The organism is Rhizobium chutanense, assembly GCF_002531935.1.
In the GTDB taxonomy this organism is placed as follows: Bacteria; Pseudomonadota; Alphaproteobacteria; order Rhizobiales; family Rhizobiaceae; genus Rhizobium; species Rhizobium chutanense.
Window position 1 is genome coordinate 30,112 of sequence record NZ_NWSV01000012.1, and the last position, 13,207, is coordinate 43,318.

The following is a 13,207-nucleotide window of genomic DNA, read 5'->3' on the forward strand; positions in this document are numbered from 1 at the left end:
GGGAGATCAGCAGGAGGCGAAGACTCCTGCAAACCAGAACGCGAGAGCAGTTCTCTATAGAATCAAATGGGAACGAGGTGCTCTCCGCCAGCCGATCTCCCCCCTTGTGGGGGAGATGCCCGGCAGGGCAGAGGGGGGTGGCTGCGCATTCAACGCCACCATATGGGGGCAGTCGCTGTGAAACCCGACACCCTCAAGAACAAGATCATCCCCGTCACCACCATCCTGCTCGCCCTTATCGCCATCTGGTACGTCGCCGCCGTCCTCATGAACGCGCCGTTCCAGCGTGACATGGACAGCCGCGCCGGCGCCACCCCCACCACGATGGAATTCATCGGCAAAACGCTGTCGCAGCCGAAGCCGATCTTGCCGGCGCCGCATCAGGTGGCGCAGAATGTCTATGAGAACACTTTCCTGCGCAGCCTTACGAGCAGCCGCAGCCTCGTCTATCACAGCTGGGTGACGCTCTCCTCCACCCTGCTCGGCTTCGGCTTCGGCATGCTGCTCGGCATCCTTCTTGCGGTGCTGATCGTGCACAACCGTGCCATGGACCGCTCGCTGATGCCCTGGCTGGTGGCGAGCCAGACCATACCGATCCTTGCGATTGCGCCGATGATCGTCATCATCTCCTACAATGTGCTGACCGGCGACAATGCGATTGCCCATCTGCTGAACCTCGATTCCGACGCCTCCCGCCTCGTCTCCAAGGCGCTGATATCGACCTACCTCTCCTTCTTTCCGGTCGCCGTCGGCATGGTGAAGGGGCTGCGTTCGCCGGAGATCATGCATCTCGACCTGATGCGCACTTATAACGCCAGCCCGACGCAGACGTTCTGGAAGCTGCGTGTTCCCGCCTCGATCCCATTCCTCTTCACCTCGATGAAGGTTGCGATCGCCGCCAGCCTCGTCGGCGCCATCGTCGGCGAGCTGCCGACCGGCGCTGTCGCCGGAATCGGCTCGAAGCTGCTTGCCGGCTCCTATTACAGCCAGACCATCGATATCTGGGCAGCCCTTGTCGCCGGATCGCTGCTGGCGGGCATCCTGGTTGCGATCGTCGGCATTGCCGCAAAGATCGTCGACCGCGCCATGGGCGGGAGGCCGGCATGAGACATCTGACCTTCTCGTGGCAGGCTGTCGTCGCCTTCCTCCTCTGCATCGCGGCGCTGACGAGCCTTCCGCTTTTCGCCGAGGGTGCCGCACGCCCCTTGAGCGACGGTACGACGAGCCTCGTCGTGATCATCATCGCCGCGGCCGCTCTCCTGTCTTTTGCGCCGCAGCCGCCGGCCTACCGCGCTACCGTACTGTTCATCGGCGCACATGGTGCTGCCTGGATGCTGCTTTCCACTCTTTCCGGCAATGAGGGCACGGCGACGCGCGCCTTCTTCCTGCTGCTCTTTTCCTCCTGGCTGCTGGCCTGGCGATGCGTCACCGAGCTGTCGAAACTGCAGCCTGTCACCACCTTCGGCAAATCGACACTTCAACTGCTGATCCCGGCAATCTTCGGCGCCTGGATCCTCATCCTCTGGGAAGCGGTCACGCGTGGCGCCGGCATCCCGTTCATCATCCTGCCGCCGCCGAGCGCCATCGGCATGCGCATCATGGCCTCCCTGCCGATCCTCGGCGCCGATGTCAGGCAGACGATCTTCAAGGCGGTGCTGATCGGTTATATCGTCGGCTGCCTCGCCGGCTTCGCTGTGGCGGTGCTGGCCGACCGCATCGCCTTCCTGCGCCGCGGTCTCCTGCCGATCGGCAACCTGGTGTCGGCCCTGCCGATCATCGGCGTCGCCCCGGTCATGGTCATGTGGTTCGGCTTCGACTGGCCGTCGAAGGCCGCCGTCGTCATCATCATGACCTTCTTCCCGATGCTGGTGAACACCGTCGCAGGCCTTGCCGCCTCCGGCAGCATGGAGCGCGACCTGATGCGCACCTATGCCTCGAGCGACTGGCAGACGCTGTTCAAGCTCAAGCTGCCGGCAGCCATGCCCTTCATTTTCAACGCACTGAAGATCAACTCGACGCTGGCGCTGATTGGTGCCATCGTTGCCGAATTCTTCGGAACGCCGATCGTCGGCATGGGCTTCCGTATCTCCACCGAGATCGGTCGCATGAATGTCGACATGGTCTGGGCGGAAATCGCCGTCGCGGCGCTGGCCGGCTCGATCTTTTATGGCATCATCGCCCTGACCGAACGGGCGGTGACGTTCTGGCATCCGTCTATCCGTGGTGGCTAGGCGCGCACGGGTTCGAAAATGAGCCCGGGCATAACTTCAGAGGGTAAGGATAAGAAAATGAAAAAGTTGATGGTTGCAATGATGGCAAGCGCCATGTCGCTGGCCGCGGCCCATGCAATGGCGGCCGACAAGGTGGTGCTGCAGCTGAAATGGGTCACCCAGAGCCAGTTCGCCGGTTATTACGTCGCCAAGGAGAAGGGTTTCTACAAGGAAGCCGGCCTCGACGTCGACATCAAGCCGGGCGGTCCCGATATCGCCCCCGAGCAGGTGATCGCCGGCGGCGGCGCCGATGTCATCGTCGACTGGATGGGCGGCGCGCTGGTTGCCCGCGAAAAGGGCGTTCCGCTCATCAACATCGCCCAGCCCTACCAGAAGTCCGGCCTGGAAATGATCTGCCGCAAGGACGGCCCGGTCAAGACCGAGGCCGATTTCAAGGGGCACACGCTCGGCGTCTGGTTCTTCGGCAACGAATATCCTTTCTTCGCCTGGATGAATAAGCTCGGCCTGTCCACGGAAGGCGGCGCGAACGGCGTCACCGTGCTGAAGCAGAGCTTCGACGTGCAGCCGCTCGTCCAGAAGCAGGCGGACTGCATCTCCGTCATGACCTATAACGAATACTGGCAGGCGATCGATGCCGGCTTCAAGCCGGAGGAACTGACGGTCTTCAACTATACCGAGATGGGCAACGACCTTCTCGAAGACGGCCTCTACGCAATGGAAGACAAGCTGAAGGACCCGGCCTTCAAGGAGAAGATGGTCAAGTTCGTCCGCGCCTCGATGAAGGGCTGGAAATATGCCACCGAGAATCCCGACGAAGCCGCCGAGATCGTCGTCGACAATGGCGGTCAGGACGAAAACCATCAGAAGCGCATGATGGGCGAAGTCGCAAAATTGGTCGGCGACGGCTCCGGCAAGCTGGACGAGGCGCTCTATGCCCGCACGGCAAAGGCGCTGCTCGACCAGAAGATCATCAGCAAGGAGCCCTCGGGCGCCTGGACGCACGACATTACCGACGCCGCTTCCAAGTAGCTCCGGCACTATTGCGAAGGCAAACGCGCGGAAGATTTTCCGCGCGTTTTGCTTTTTTCCACGCAAGGTGCGAAAAAACGCCTTGCAACTGTCGCATTTATCCGGCGTCAAACGTCATGGGGTAGAAGCGCGATCAATCTTCGTAATGTTGACATAACCTTGCGGTGATTGATTGACGTCGGAATGGTCATTAATATCGCCTCATGGGGAATTGTTTTCTGCCGGACTTGTAGATCGAGCAAATCGATACCACCTACAAACCGAATTTGCCGACGAGGGATGAAGACGGCAAAGGATCGGCGGATACCTCTGAGAATGCAGGAAGGGCAGTGGCCTGATCGCGCGCTGAGTGGCAGACGCGCGAGTTCGGCCAACCTTATCATAAGATTGGACGAAGACGCATGGCACGCAAGCCGATTGGAATTCTAGGCGCCGCTACCCTTTTTGCAGCGGCCCTTGCTGCATCAACTGCATATTCGCAGGAAAAGCCGGTCGAAAAACCGCATCAGAACCTGCCGGCGATCGTCGTTACCAAGGCTGTGAATCGCACCCTCGTCGATCGAGTGATCGGCACGGGAACGGTCAAGCCCGTTGAGGAAGTCTATATTCAGCCGCAGGTCGAAGGCCTCTCCATCCGCACGCTGAAAGCCGATGTCGGCGACAAGGTCCAGGCGGAAAGCACGCTGGCGACGCTCAATGACGACGCGCTGGTGCTGGAAAAGAGCCAGATGATGGCGACGAAAGCCAAGGGTGAGGCAAGCCTTGCCCAGCTGCGCGCCCAGCTCATCGAAGCCCAGGCCAACGCCGAACAGGCCAGGCAGCAACAGGCCCGCTCCCAGGAAATGGTCAAGAAAGGCACGGTTTCCACCGCCCAGGTCGAGCAGGCCGATGCGACCGCCGCCGCCGCCAATGCCCGTGTCGTCTCCGCCGAACAGGCGATCGAGGTCGCGGAAGCCGATCTCAAGGTTTTCGACAGCCAGATCGCCGATGCGGATCTGAAGCTTGCGCGTACCGACGTGAAGACGCCGGTTGCCGGCACGATCTCAGCCAAGAACGCCAAGGTCGGCGCCATTGCCGCCGGCAACGGCGATCCGCTGTTCACTCTCATCCGCGACGGCGATATCGAGCTTGTCGCCGAAGTCGCCGAAAGCGATATCGTCAGAGTGATGGCCGGCCAGAAGGCGACGATTTCGCTCTCCGGCAGCCGCGAGAAGCTGTCCGGCGCCGTGCGCCTGGTGTCTCCGACCGTCGATCCGGCCACCCGCCTCGGTCTCGTCCATATCTCTATCGACGATGACAGCAAGGCGCGTTCCGGCATGTATGGCAGCGCCGAGATCATCGTCCGGGAGACCGAGGGCGTATCCCTTCCGCTGACCGCGGTGCTGACCGGCAACGAAGGTTCTTCCGCCCGCAAGGTCGAGGACGGCGTGGTGAAATTCGCCAAGATCGAGACCGGCATCCAGGACGGCGCCTATGTCGAGATCGTCAATGGATTGAAGAGCGGCGACGAGGTCGTGGCCAAGGCGGGCGCCTATGTCCGCGATGGCGACCACATCACGCCGGTGCGTGAACAGCCCCCGGCTTCCAACTAAAGAGACCATCCGATGAATTTTTCAGCCTGGTCCATTCGAAATCCGATCGCGCCGCTCCTGGCCTTCTGCCTGCTGATCTTCATCGGCATGCAGTCCTTCAATAAGCTGCCGATCACGCGCTTCCCGAATATCGACGTACCGCTCGTTTCGATCAGCGTGACGCAGAGCGGCGCTTCACCGGCCGAGCTCGAAATGCAGGTGACCAAGGAGATCGAAGATGCGATCGCCTCCATCACCGGCATCGACGAGATCCAGTCGACGGTGACCGACGGCAGCTCGCAGACCAACGTGATGTTCCGGATGGAAGTGCCGACGGAACAGGCTGTACAGGACGTCAAGGATGCGATCGACCGCATTCGCAGCGATCTGCCGGCCACCGCCGAAGCGCCAATCGTCACCAAGGTCGACGTCGAGGGCCAGGCGATCCAGACCTTCGCCGTTTCCTCGCCCGACATGTCGCTGGAAGAACTCTCCTGGTTCGTCGACGACACGATCAAGCGCGCCCTGCAGGGCCAGGCCGGCATCGGCCGCGTCGACCGTTACGGCGGCGCCGAGCGCGAAGTGCGCATCGAACTGACCCCCGGCAAGCTCGATGCCTATGGTATCACCGCCGCAAGCGTGAACCAGCAGCTGCGCGGCACCAACGTCGACCTCGGCTCGGGCCGCGGCCAGGTGGCGGGCAGCGAGCAGGCGATCCGCGTTCTCGGCGACGCCCGCAACGTCGCCGAACTCGCCGATACGACGATCGCGCTGCCGAACGGCCGCTTTGTCAAACTGTCCGATCTCGGCGTCATCAAGGACACCTACGAGGAGCCGAAATCCTTCTCGCGCTTCAACGCCACACCGGTCGTCACCTTCGGCGTCTTCCGCTCGAAGGGCGCCAGCGAAGTCAGCGTCGCCGAAACCGTGGCGCAGAGCCTTGATAAGGTGCGGAGCGAAAATCCGAACGTGAAGATCGAGATGATCGACGATTCGGTCTATTTCACCTACGGCAACTACGAAGCCGCCATCCATACGCTGCTCGAAGGGGCGCTGCTCGCCGTCATCGTCGTTCTTCTGTTCCTCCGGAACTGGCGGGCGACGCTGATTTCGGCAATCGCCCTTCCGCTGTCTGCGATCCCGACCTTTTGGGTCATGGACATGATGGGCTTCTCGCTGAACCTCGTCAGCTTCCTCGCTTTGACGCTCGCGACAGGCATCCTCGTCGACGACGCCATCGTCGAAATCGAGAACATCGCCCGCCACATCAAGATGGGCAAGACGCCATACCGGGCGGCGATCGAGGCGGCGGATGAAATCGGCCTCGCCGTCATCGCCACCACCTTCACGATCATCGCCGTCTTCGTGCCGGTTTCCTTCATGCCGGGCATTCCCGGTCAGTACTTCATCCAGTTCGGCCTGACGGTTGCCTTCTCGGTCTTCTTCTCGCTGATGGTCGCGCGCCTGATTACCCCGATGATGGCCGCCTATCTCATGCGCGCCGAAGATGGCATGGAAGACCATCACGACAATGACAGCCTGCTGATGCGTGGATACACGCGTCTCATACGCGGCACGACCGGGCGCTGGTACACGCGTTATGCGACGCTGATCGTCGCCTTCGCTTTCCTGGTCGGCTCCGTCTTGTTGCTGATGAAAGTTCCAGGCAGTTTCCTGCCGCCCGAAGACGCGTCACGCATCGTTCTCTCCGTCGAGCTGCCGCCCAATGCACGGCTTGACGATACCGAGAAGACGACGGATGCGATCTACGACCGGGTCAAGGATATCAACGGCGTCGAAAGCGTCTTCGTCCTCGGCGGCGCATCGCCGAAGGGCGATCTCGAACTGCGCCGCGCGACCATCACCCTGGCACTTCACAAGCTCGACCAGTCGCTGATCAAGAAGATGGTCAACGACGGGCTCGGCCATATCCCGGTCATCGGGCCGATGCTGCCGAAGGTGGAAGTCCACGGCCGCGAGCGTCCGCAATGGGATATCGAAAAGGAAGTCTTCGCCAAGCTGCGTGACATTCCCGACGTCCATATCCTCAAGCTCAACGATCGCGGCGAACGCGACCTTTCCTTCAACTTCCTCTCCAAGAACGAGAAGGACCTGAACGACGCCGTCGGCGTCCTGGAATCGAAGCTCCGCGCCGATCCGCTGCTCGCCAATGTCAGCGCCGACGGCGCCCTGCCGCGTCCGGAACTGCAGGTCTACCCGCGCAAGGACGAGGCCGCCCGCCTCGGCATCACGCCGCAGCAAATCTCCGAAACGATCCGCGTCGCCACCATCGGCGATGTCGATGCGGCCCTTGCCAAGATCTCGCTCGACGATCGTCAGATCCCGATCCGCGTCCAGGCGGCACTCGACATGCGCCGCGACCTCGCGGCCATCCGGGCGCTGAAGATCCAGACCGCCAGCGGCGGCACCGTTCCGCTCGCAAGCGTCGCCAATATCGACTATTCGGAGGGCGTAAGCTCGATCAAGCGCAACAACCGTTACCGCGTCGTCTCGATCGGCTCCGACCTGCCGCAGGGCGTGGCGCTCGATACGGCCTCGGCCCGGTTCCGCGAGATCGTCAAGGCGGCCAATATCCCGGCCACGGTGCATCTTGCCGAAAGCGGCGACACCAAGGTCCAGTCCGAGATGCAGCAGAGTTTCGTCAACGCCATGTTGATGGGCCTCCTGCTGGTGCTGACGGTGCTGATCCTGCTCTTCAAGGACGTGATCCAGCCCTTCACCATCCTGTTCTCGCTGCCGCTCGCCATCGGCGGTGTCGCGGCGGCTCTGATCATCACCAGCAATCCGCTGTCCATGCCTGTCATGATCGGTATCCTGATGCTGATGGGTGTCGTCACCAAGAACGCCATCCTGCTCGTGGATTTCGCAATCGAGATGCGCCACCAGGGCATGGCCCGCGTCGAGGCCATGGTCGAAGCCGGCCGCAAGCGCGCCCGGCCGATCATCATGACCTCCATCGCCATGTCGGCGGGCATGCTGCCTTCCGCGCTCGGTGTGGGCGAAGGCGGCTCGTTCCGCGCGCCGATGGCGATCGCGGTGATCGGCGGCATCATCGTCTCGACGGTGCTCTCGCTCGTCGTCGTGCCGTCCTTCTTCCTGATCATGGACGATCTGTCCCGCCTGCTCGGCTGGATGTTCGGCCGCCTCGTCGGCAGGAAAGACCAGGAAGACCTGCCGCTGTCGCGCGAGGATCTCACCCGCGTCACCCGCGAGAACCGTAGCGATATCGACGCGCTGGATGAGCGCCTGACCGCGATCGAAAAGCCGGAAGACAAGCGCAAGAAGGCCAACGACACCAACGTGCTCCGCCTGCCGCCGTTTGCGGCCGAGTGAGCAAAGGCTCAGGAAATCAAAACGGGCCGGGAGCAATCTCCCGGCCTTGTCGTCAGGAAGGGGAACCCGCCGCGGTCAGTCTTCCACTACCTCAATCTCGGGACGGCCGGCAAGGATGAGCCGCAGGCGGCCGCGGTCGGGCCGCTCGAGCATGATCGGACCCGCCTTTTCCTCCAGTCGCCGGCGCAGCAAGATCAGCCGGGTCTCCAGATTGTCCTTGAAGTCAGGCAATTGCAGGCGCCGGTCGCGGCGTATCTCGCGGTTCAGAAAGTCCTGCTTGCCGATGCGCGCATAGTCTTCAAGGAAGTGTAGGAGCAGCCGCCCCGGCACGCCGCGGATGAGATAGTCGTCGTCGACGAACAGCGAGCCGTCTCTTGGATAGAAGCGCACGGCGATGCGCCGGCCGGCAGGCACGCTCCCGGTCTCGGCGGCTGGCGCCTCCGTCTTCTCGCGCCGGCTCGTCTCCGCCCGCTCCCGCTCCTCGGAGAGAAAGGAGAGCGCAGTGGCCAGATGCGCGGCGATCACCATCAGCGCCTCCTCGTCGCGATGGCGGAAGGTGAACCGTTCCGTCGATTCCGAGAACAGTACGCCGACGAGCCTTCCCCGCGCGACAAGCGGCAGCGCGATCTGGCTGAGTGGCTTGTCGAGCGCCGGAAGCGGGATGGGCGTCGTATCCTCGACGCCCGCCATGGTCCGCACGGCCTGGATATAGCGCTGGCCGCGGCTCAAATCGGTGATCCGCACATTGCGTTGCCGCTCGGCCGCAACCCCGATAATGCCGCGCCCGGGAGGAACCTCGGCGCCGAAGCCGAACTGGTCGTAGCCGCGGCTGGCGATCGTCGTCAACCCGCCGCGTTCGCCGTCCGGCACCAGCACCATGGAATGGCGGTAGCCGAAGAACTCGTCCAGGCCTACGAGCGTGGCGTCGAGCAGCGTTTCCGGATCGCTGCAATCCGACATCCGTGCCGTCAGCCGCGCCACCCTGCCCATCCGATCAGGCAGCACGAGCGGCTCCGGCTCGACCAGCGGATGGGCGGCCGGCACGGCACGGCAATCCTCCACATGATAGATGTCGACGGCGCGCAGCTTCATGATCCCGCTCATCCGGCTTTCCAGGATCGCCAGATGGATCGCCATCCGCTCGAATGTCTCACCCTCCGTCTCGGAACGCTCGAATACCAGGTCGAGCACGTGCTGCTGGCCGCTATAGCCATCGACCACCATCACGGTCGCAAGCCCGCTGCGCGCCACATTGGCGGCGGTCTTGGAGAAGAACTGGTCAGAGAGCGCGACATGCATCTCGTCGACGTAATGCACGTGCGAGAGATAGGAAATATTGGGCATGCCGTCCGCATCGGTGGTTGCGATGACGGAGGGAATGACGCCTTCGAAACTGTCGCGCAGCCTTTCGAGCGGGATCATGCGGCGGCTTCCGGTATCAGCCTGCGTCCGGCGCCCGGCCCGGGCGTCTGCTCGAAGATCGCCTGCGGCTCGATCGTCAGGCACACGAGTTCCTGGTCCGAGAGCGTGCTGGAGAGCTGCATCCGGGTGACCCCGAGCGCCAGCATCCGCGCGAGCTGTTCTGCGACATAGGCCTCGCCCCGTGCCCGGTGGGCCTCATCCGCCGGCCCTGCCGCGAGGATCCGGCCCTTGATCTGGCAGGCCTTGTAGTCGGCGGCCCGCACATAGGTCATGGCAATCGGCCGGCCGGCCAGCGCCTCGCCCACGGCATCAGGCCATTGGCTGCCGGAGGCGAGAAAGTGCAGATGCCCGCTCTGCCGGTCGACGCGCACGCCGGAGCCGCGGCCGATCATCGGTCGGCCGGTCCCGTCGCGCGTCGCGAACAGGATCATGACGGGACTCTCAATGAATTCCACTAGTTCCGGCCCCAGCAATGCTTTCCCTCCGATGTCAGGCGATGATAGTTAGTTAGGATATTCTTAGCAATCGTTCCAATTGCTTAGGATGGTTTTAGGAAGCGCCTCGCGAAGGCCTCGGTTATCTCATGGCCATCACCCCGGCGCACAAAGGAGGCGCCGGCCAACGAGAGGAAAACCATCGTGAGCCACGAATTCTCGCTTACCAGCATCCCCGATCTCAACGGCCGTTACGACATTTACGGCGCGATACACAAGGGCCTGCGCAAGGCCGGCTGCGACCTGCTCGGACGCCTCGGCACGGCCGATTTCCAGAATGTCGAGGAAACGGTCTTCCTGATCGGCGACCTGCGCCATTACCTGATGCTTGCCGCTTCCCACGTCAGTCACGAGGACGACAACATCCACGTGGCGCTCGCCGCCAAAGGCGCCTCGACCGTCACGCTGGACGAGCAGCACGACGATCACCGCACCGCCTTCCGCGAACTGGAAGAAATTGTTGTCGCCTGGGAGAACGCCTGGCCGCCGCACAAGGCCGCCTGCGGCCGCAAACTTTATCTCGCCTTCGCCGCCTATATCGCCGACGACTTCGCGCATATGCATGAGGAGGAGGCGGTGACCGGCCCTCTTCTGTGGCGCTATTTCAACGACGAGGAAATACTCGGCATCGAGATGAACATCATCGGCTCCCTGCCGCCGGAAAAGAGCATGGCCTTCATGCGCATCATGATCCCGGCGATCAATCCGGCGGAGCGTGCGGCACTCTTGGGCGCCATGAAGAAGAATGCGCCGCCGGAAATCTTCCAGGCAGTCATCGACTTCGCCGTCCGTCCGGGGCTTTCGGCCGGCGACTTCGCCAAGCTTGCCGACGCGCTGAAGCTGGCCGCCTGAAAAGATTGCTGCGGGCGGAGGATCGAGGCTCCGCCCGTGGCATCGCCGATGCATTTCCGGAGAAGAACCATGTGCAAACCGAACGGCAAGACCGGCATTCCGGCCGCGTGTCCGCGCCGCGGCGATTGCCGCGGCTGCCTCACGCTATCCGCCACGCTGGGGGCGGGAAGCGCCTCACATCTTGACGCGCTGATCAAGGAAGAACGCCCGCCGCCGGCGTTGATCCTCCTGGAGACGTTTTCAATTCAGGCTAAAATCAAACGAATCTAGAGCCCGCCCTGCTCTCTCAGGAAACTGACGATCGAACTGACGCCGTCGCCGCGCTTCATGTCGGAAAAGACGAAGGGACGACTTGCACGCATACGCGTCGCGTCCCGATCCATCACCTCGAGATCGGCGCCGACATGCGGTGCCAGATCCTTCTTGTTGATGACGAGCAGGTCCGAGCGGGTGATCCCTGGTCCGCCCTTGCGCGGGATTTCCTCGCCCTGGCAGACGGAGATGACATAGATGGTGATATCGGCAAGATCCGGCGAAAAGGTCGCCGCCAGATTGTCGCCGCCGGATTCGATGAAGACGACGTCGAGATCGGGGATGCGCTCATTGAGGCCGGCGATCGCCTGAAGATTGATCGTCGCGTCTTCGCGAATGGCGGTGTGCGGGCAACCGCCCGTCTCCACACCGACGATGCGGTCGGAAGGCAGTGCCTGCATGCGCACCAGCGCTTCGGCATCCTCGGTCGTGTAGATATCGTTGGTGACGACGGCGACGGAATAATCGTCACGCATCGCCTTGCAGAGCTTTTCGGTCAGCGCCGTCTTGCCCGAGCCAACCGGCCCGCCGATACCGACGCGCAGAGGTCCGTTTCTTGATTTCATGTGTCGTACTCCAATGATATCCCGATGATAGCCACGCCGCCGGCGCGCGCCACCGTCAAATGACGCAGTCGCGCGGATAATTTGGTTCTTTAAGACCGGAAAAGCCGCGTCGCCTGGGTCTCGTGGCGCAGGCTAGCGATATCGGCCTGTACCGTCGCCGAGCCGAGATCGTCGAGCGTCGAGCTTGCCGCCCGCCGGGCGACCTCCGCAATTTGCTCTTCAAGGCCGGCAAGCACGGCAACGCCGTCCTTCTGACCGGCGACGCCGAGGCGGATGCCCGATGAAACCGCCTGCGAAGCATAGGCGTGCAGGAAGACCGCGAGCACCTCCTCAGGCCTTATGCCATGCGCGCCCGCAACCGCTCCGACCGCGATGGGATAGGCGGCCTTGCCAGGCAGCCTATCGAAAACCTCGTCCGGCCAAGCCCGCGCTGCCGCCAGAAAGGCCTCGCCGAGCAGCATCGTTTCCTGATGGCGCTCGCGCGATCCGGCAAGGGCTTCGGCAAGTGCGGCGACTTCGGCAAGGCGCGCGGGTTCCGCCTGGCGCCTGTGGCTCTCGGCCAGAAGCACGGCATCGTTCCAGGCGGAGCCATGGCCGAACAGCGTGCCGATCCAAGCCGCAAGCGAGGCCGCATCGGTGACGAGCCCATCGGCCACCGCCCGCTCCAGCCCGCCCGAATAGGCAAAACTGCCGATCGGGAAGGCCGGCGAGAGCCATGCCGTCAGACGCAACAATGCCTGCAGTTCAGAGTTTCCCGTCATCGAGCCTCAGTCGTGCTTGTGGCCGTGATGCCCGTGGTCGTGATCATGATCCCGCCCGTGGTCATGGTCATGATTGCATCCCGGTCCATGCACATGGTCGTGGCGGTGATCCTGTTTGTGGTCATGAGCCGCATGACCGTGATCGTGCGAATGACCGCCATGGGCATGATAGGCTCCGCGTGCCGGCTGGAAGGGCTCGTCGATGTCGAGGACGGTGGCCCCTAGCCCCTGCAGCATGGTGCGAATGACATGATCACGCAGGATGACGATGCGGTCTTCCTCGATCTGGGCTGCGAGATGGCGGTTGCCGAGATGCCAGGCAAGTTCGACCAGATGTGTGCGGTCGCGGCCGCGGACTTCGAAGAGTTTCTCGTCGGCGGCGAGGATCTCGATCAGTTCGCCATCGTCGCGCACCAGCAGGTCGCCATTGGCGAAAAGCACAGGGTCCTTGAGGTCGAGCATGACCATCTCGCCATTTTCCAGATGCAGCAGCTTACGGCGCAGATGGCGCAGATCATGCGGCAACTTGACCTGGGCGGTCGGATGGGAGGACGGGGTTCCGGCTGGAAGATAGGAGGTAACGCGCTGCATGATATGTCCGTTTTGCTGAGGCGA

The 13,207-nt window shown here is 62.8% G+C and carries 12 protein-coding genes; 7 read left to right on the forward strand and 5 right to left on the reverse strand.

Going from position 1 to position 13,207, the window contains the following annotated elements:
• Window positions 1–177: 177 nt before the first annotated feature.
• The 5 genes from CO666_RS18790 to CO666_RS18810 all read left to right on the forward strand — a co-directional run bounded on the left by CO666_RS18790 (window position 178) and on the right by CO666_RS18810 (window position 8,185).
• A complete protein-coding gene (locus tag CO666_RS18790) occupies window positions 178–1,107 on the forward strand; it encodes an ABC transporter permease (RefSeq protein WP_097613828.1) in 930 nt (309 codons plus the stop codon).
• On the forward strand, window positions 1,104–2,231 hold the full coding sequence (locus CO666_RS18795; protein ID WP_097613717.1) for an ABC transporter permease: 1,128 nt from the start codon (window positions 1,104–1,106) through the stop codon (window positions 2,229–2,231). The genes CO666_RS18790 and CO666_RS18795 overlap by 4 nt, the downstream gene beginning before the upstream one ends.
• A gap of 57 nt (window positions 2,232–2,288) precedes the next feature.
• Entirely contained in the window at window positions 2,289–3,260 is a 972-nt protein-coding gene (locus tag CO666_RS18800) for an ABC transporter substrate-binding protein (RefSeq protein WP_097613718.1), read from the forward strand.
• Between the two features lie 401 nt (window positions 3,261–3,661).
• Window positions 3,662–4,852, forward strand: coding sequence for an efflux RND transporter periplasmic adaptor subunit (locus CO666_RS18805; protein WP_097613719.1), 1,191 nt, complete (start codon window positions 3,662–3,664; stop codon window positions 4,850–4,852).
• A 12-nt stretch (window positions 4,853–4,864) separates the two neighbouring features.
• Entirely contained in the window at window positions 4,865–8,185 is a 3,321-nt protein-coding gene (locus tag CO666_RS18810; protein WP_097613720.1) for an efflux RND transporter permease subunit, read from the forward strand.
• Between the two features lie 75 nt (window positions 8,186–8,260).
• Here CO666_RS18810 and CO666_RS18815 read toward each other — a convergent pair whose 3' ends face one another.
• Both CO666_RS18815 and CO666_RS18820 read right to left on the reverse strand, forming a co-directional pair.
• Entirely contained in the window at window positions 8,261–9,607 is a 1,347-nt protein-coding gene (locus CO666_RS18815) for a GAF domain-containing protein (RefSeq protein WP_097613721.1), read from the reverse strand.
• Complete coding sequence (locus CO666_RS18820; RefSeq protein WP_245436814.1) at window positions 9,604–10,038, reverse strand: hypothetical protein; 435 nt, start codon at window positions 10,036–10,038, stop codon at window positions 9,604–9,606. The genes CO666_RS18815 and CO666_RS18820 overlap by 4 nt, the downstream gene beginning before the upstream one ends.
• Before the next feature lie 207 nt (window positions 10,039–10,245).
• Between CO666_RS18820 and CO666_RS18825 the strand changes: the two genes are divergently transcribed.
• Complete coding sequence (locus CO666_RS18825) at window positions 10,246–10,953, forward strand: hemerythrin domain-containing protein (protein WP_097613723.1); 708 nt, start codon at window positions 10,246–10,248, stop codon at window positions 10,951–10,953.
• Between the two features lie 69 nt (window positions 10,954–11,022).
• Window positions 11,023–11,223: a hypothetical protein gene (locus CO666_RS18830; protein ID WP_097613724.1), complete on the forward strand. Its 201-nt coding sequence runs from the start codon at window positions 11,023–11,025 to the stop codon at window positions 11,221–11,223.
• Here the strand turns inward: CO666_RS18830 and ureG are convergent.
• The 3 genes from ureG to CO666_RS18845 all read right to left on the reverse strand — a co-directional run bounded on the left by ureG (window position 11,220) and on the right by CO666_RS18845 (window position 13,183).
• Entirely contained in the window at window positions 11,220–11,831 is a 612-nt protein-coding gene (gene ureG, locus CO666_RS18835; RefSeq protein ID WP_008534592.1) for an urease accessory protein UreG, read from the reverse strand. The genes CO666_RS18830 and ureG overlap by 4 nt on opposite strands.
• Window positions 11,832–11,920: 89 nt before the next feature.
• A complete protein-coding gene (locus tag CO666_RS18840; RefSeq protein ID WP_097613725.1) occupies window positions 11,921–12,592 on the reverse strand; it encodes an urease accessory protein UreF in 672 nt (223 codons plus the stop codon).
• 6 nt (window positions 12,593–12,598) lie between these two features.
• On the reverse strand, window positions 12,599–13,183 hold the full coding sequence (locus tag CO666_RS18845; protein WP_097613726.1) for an urease accessory protein UreE: 585 nt from the start codon (window positions 13,181–13,183) through the stop codon (window positions 12,599–12,601).
• Window positions 13,184–13,207 lie beyond the last annotated feature (24 nt).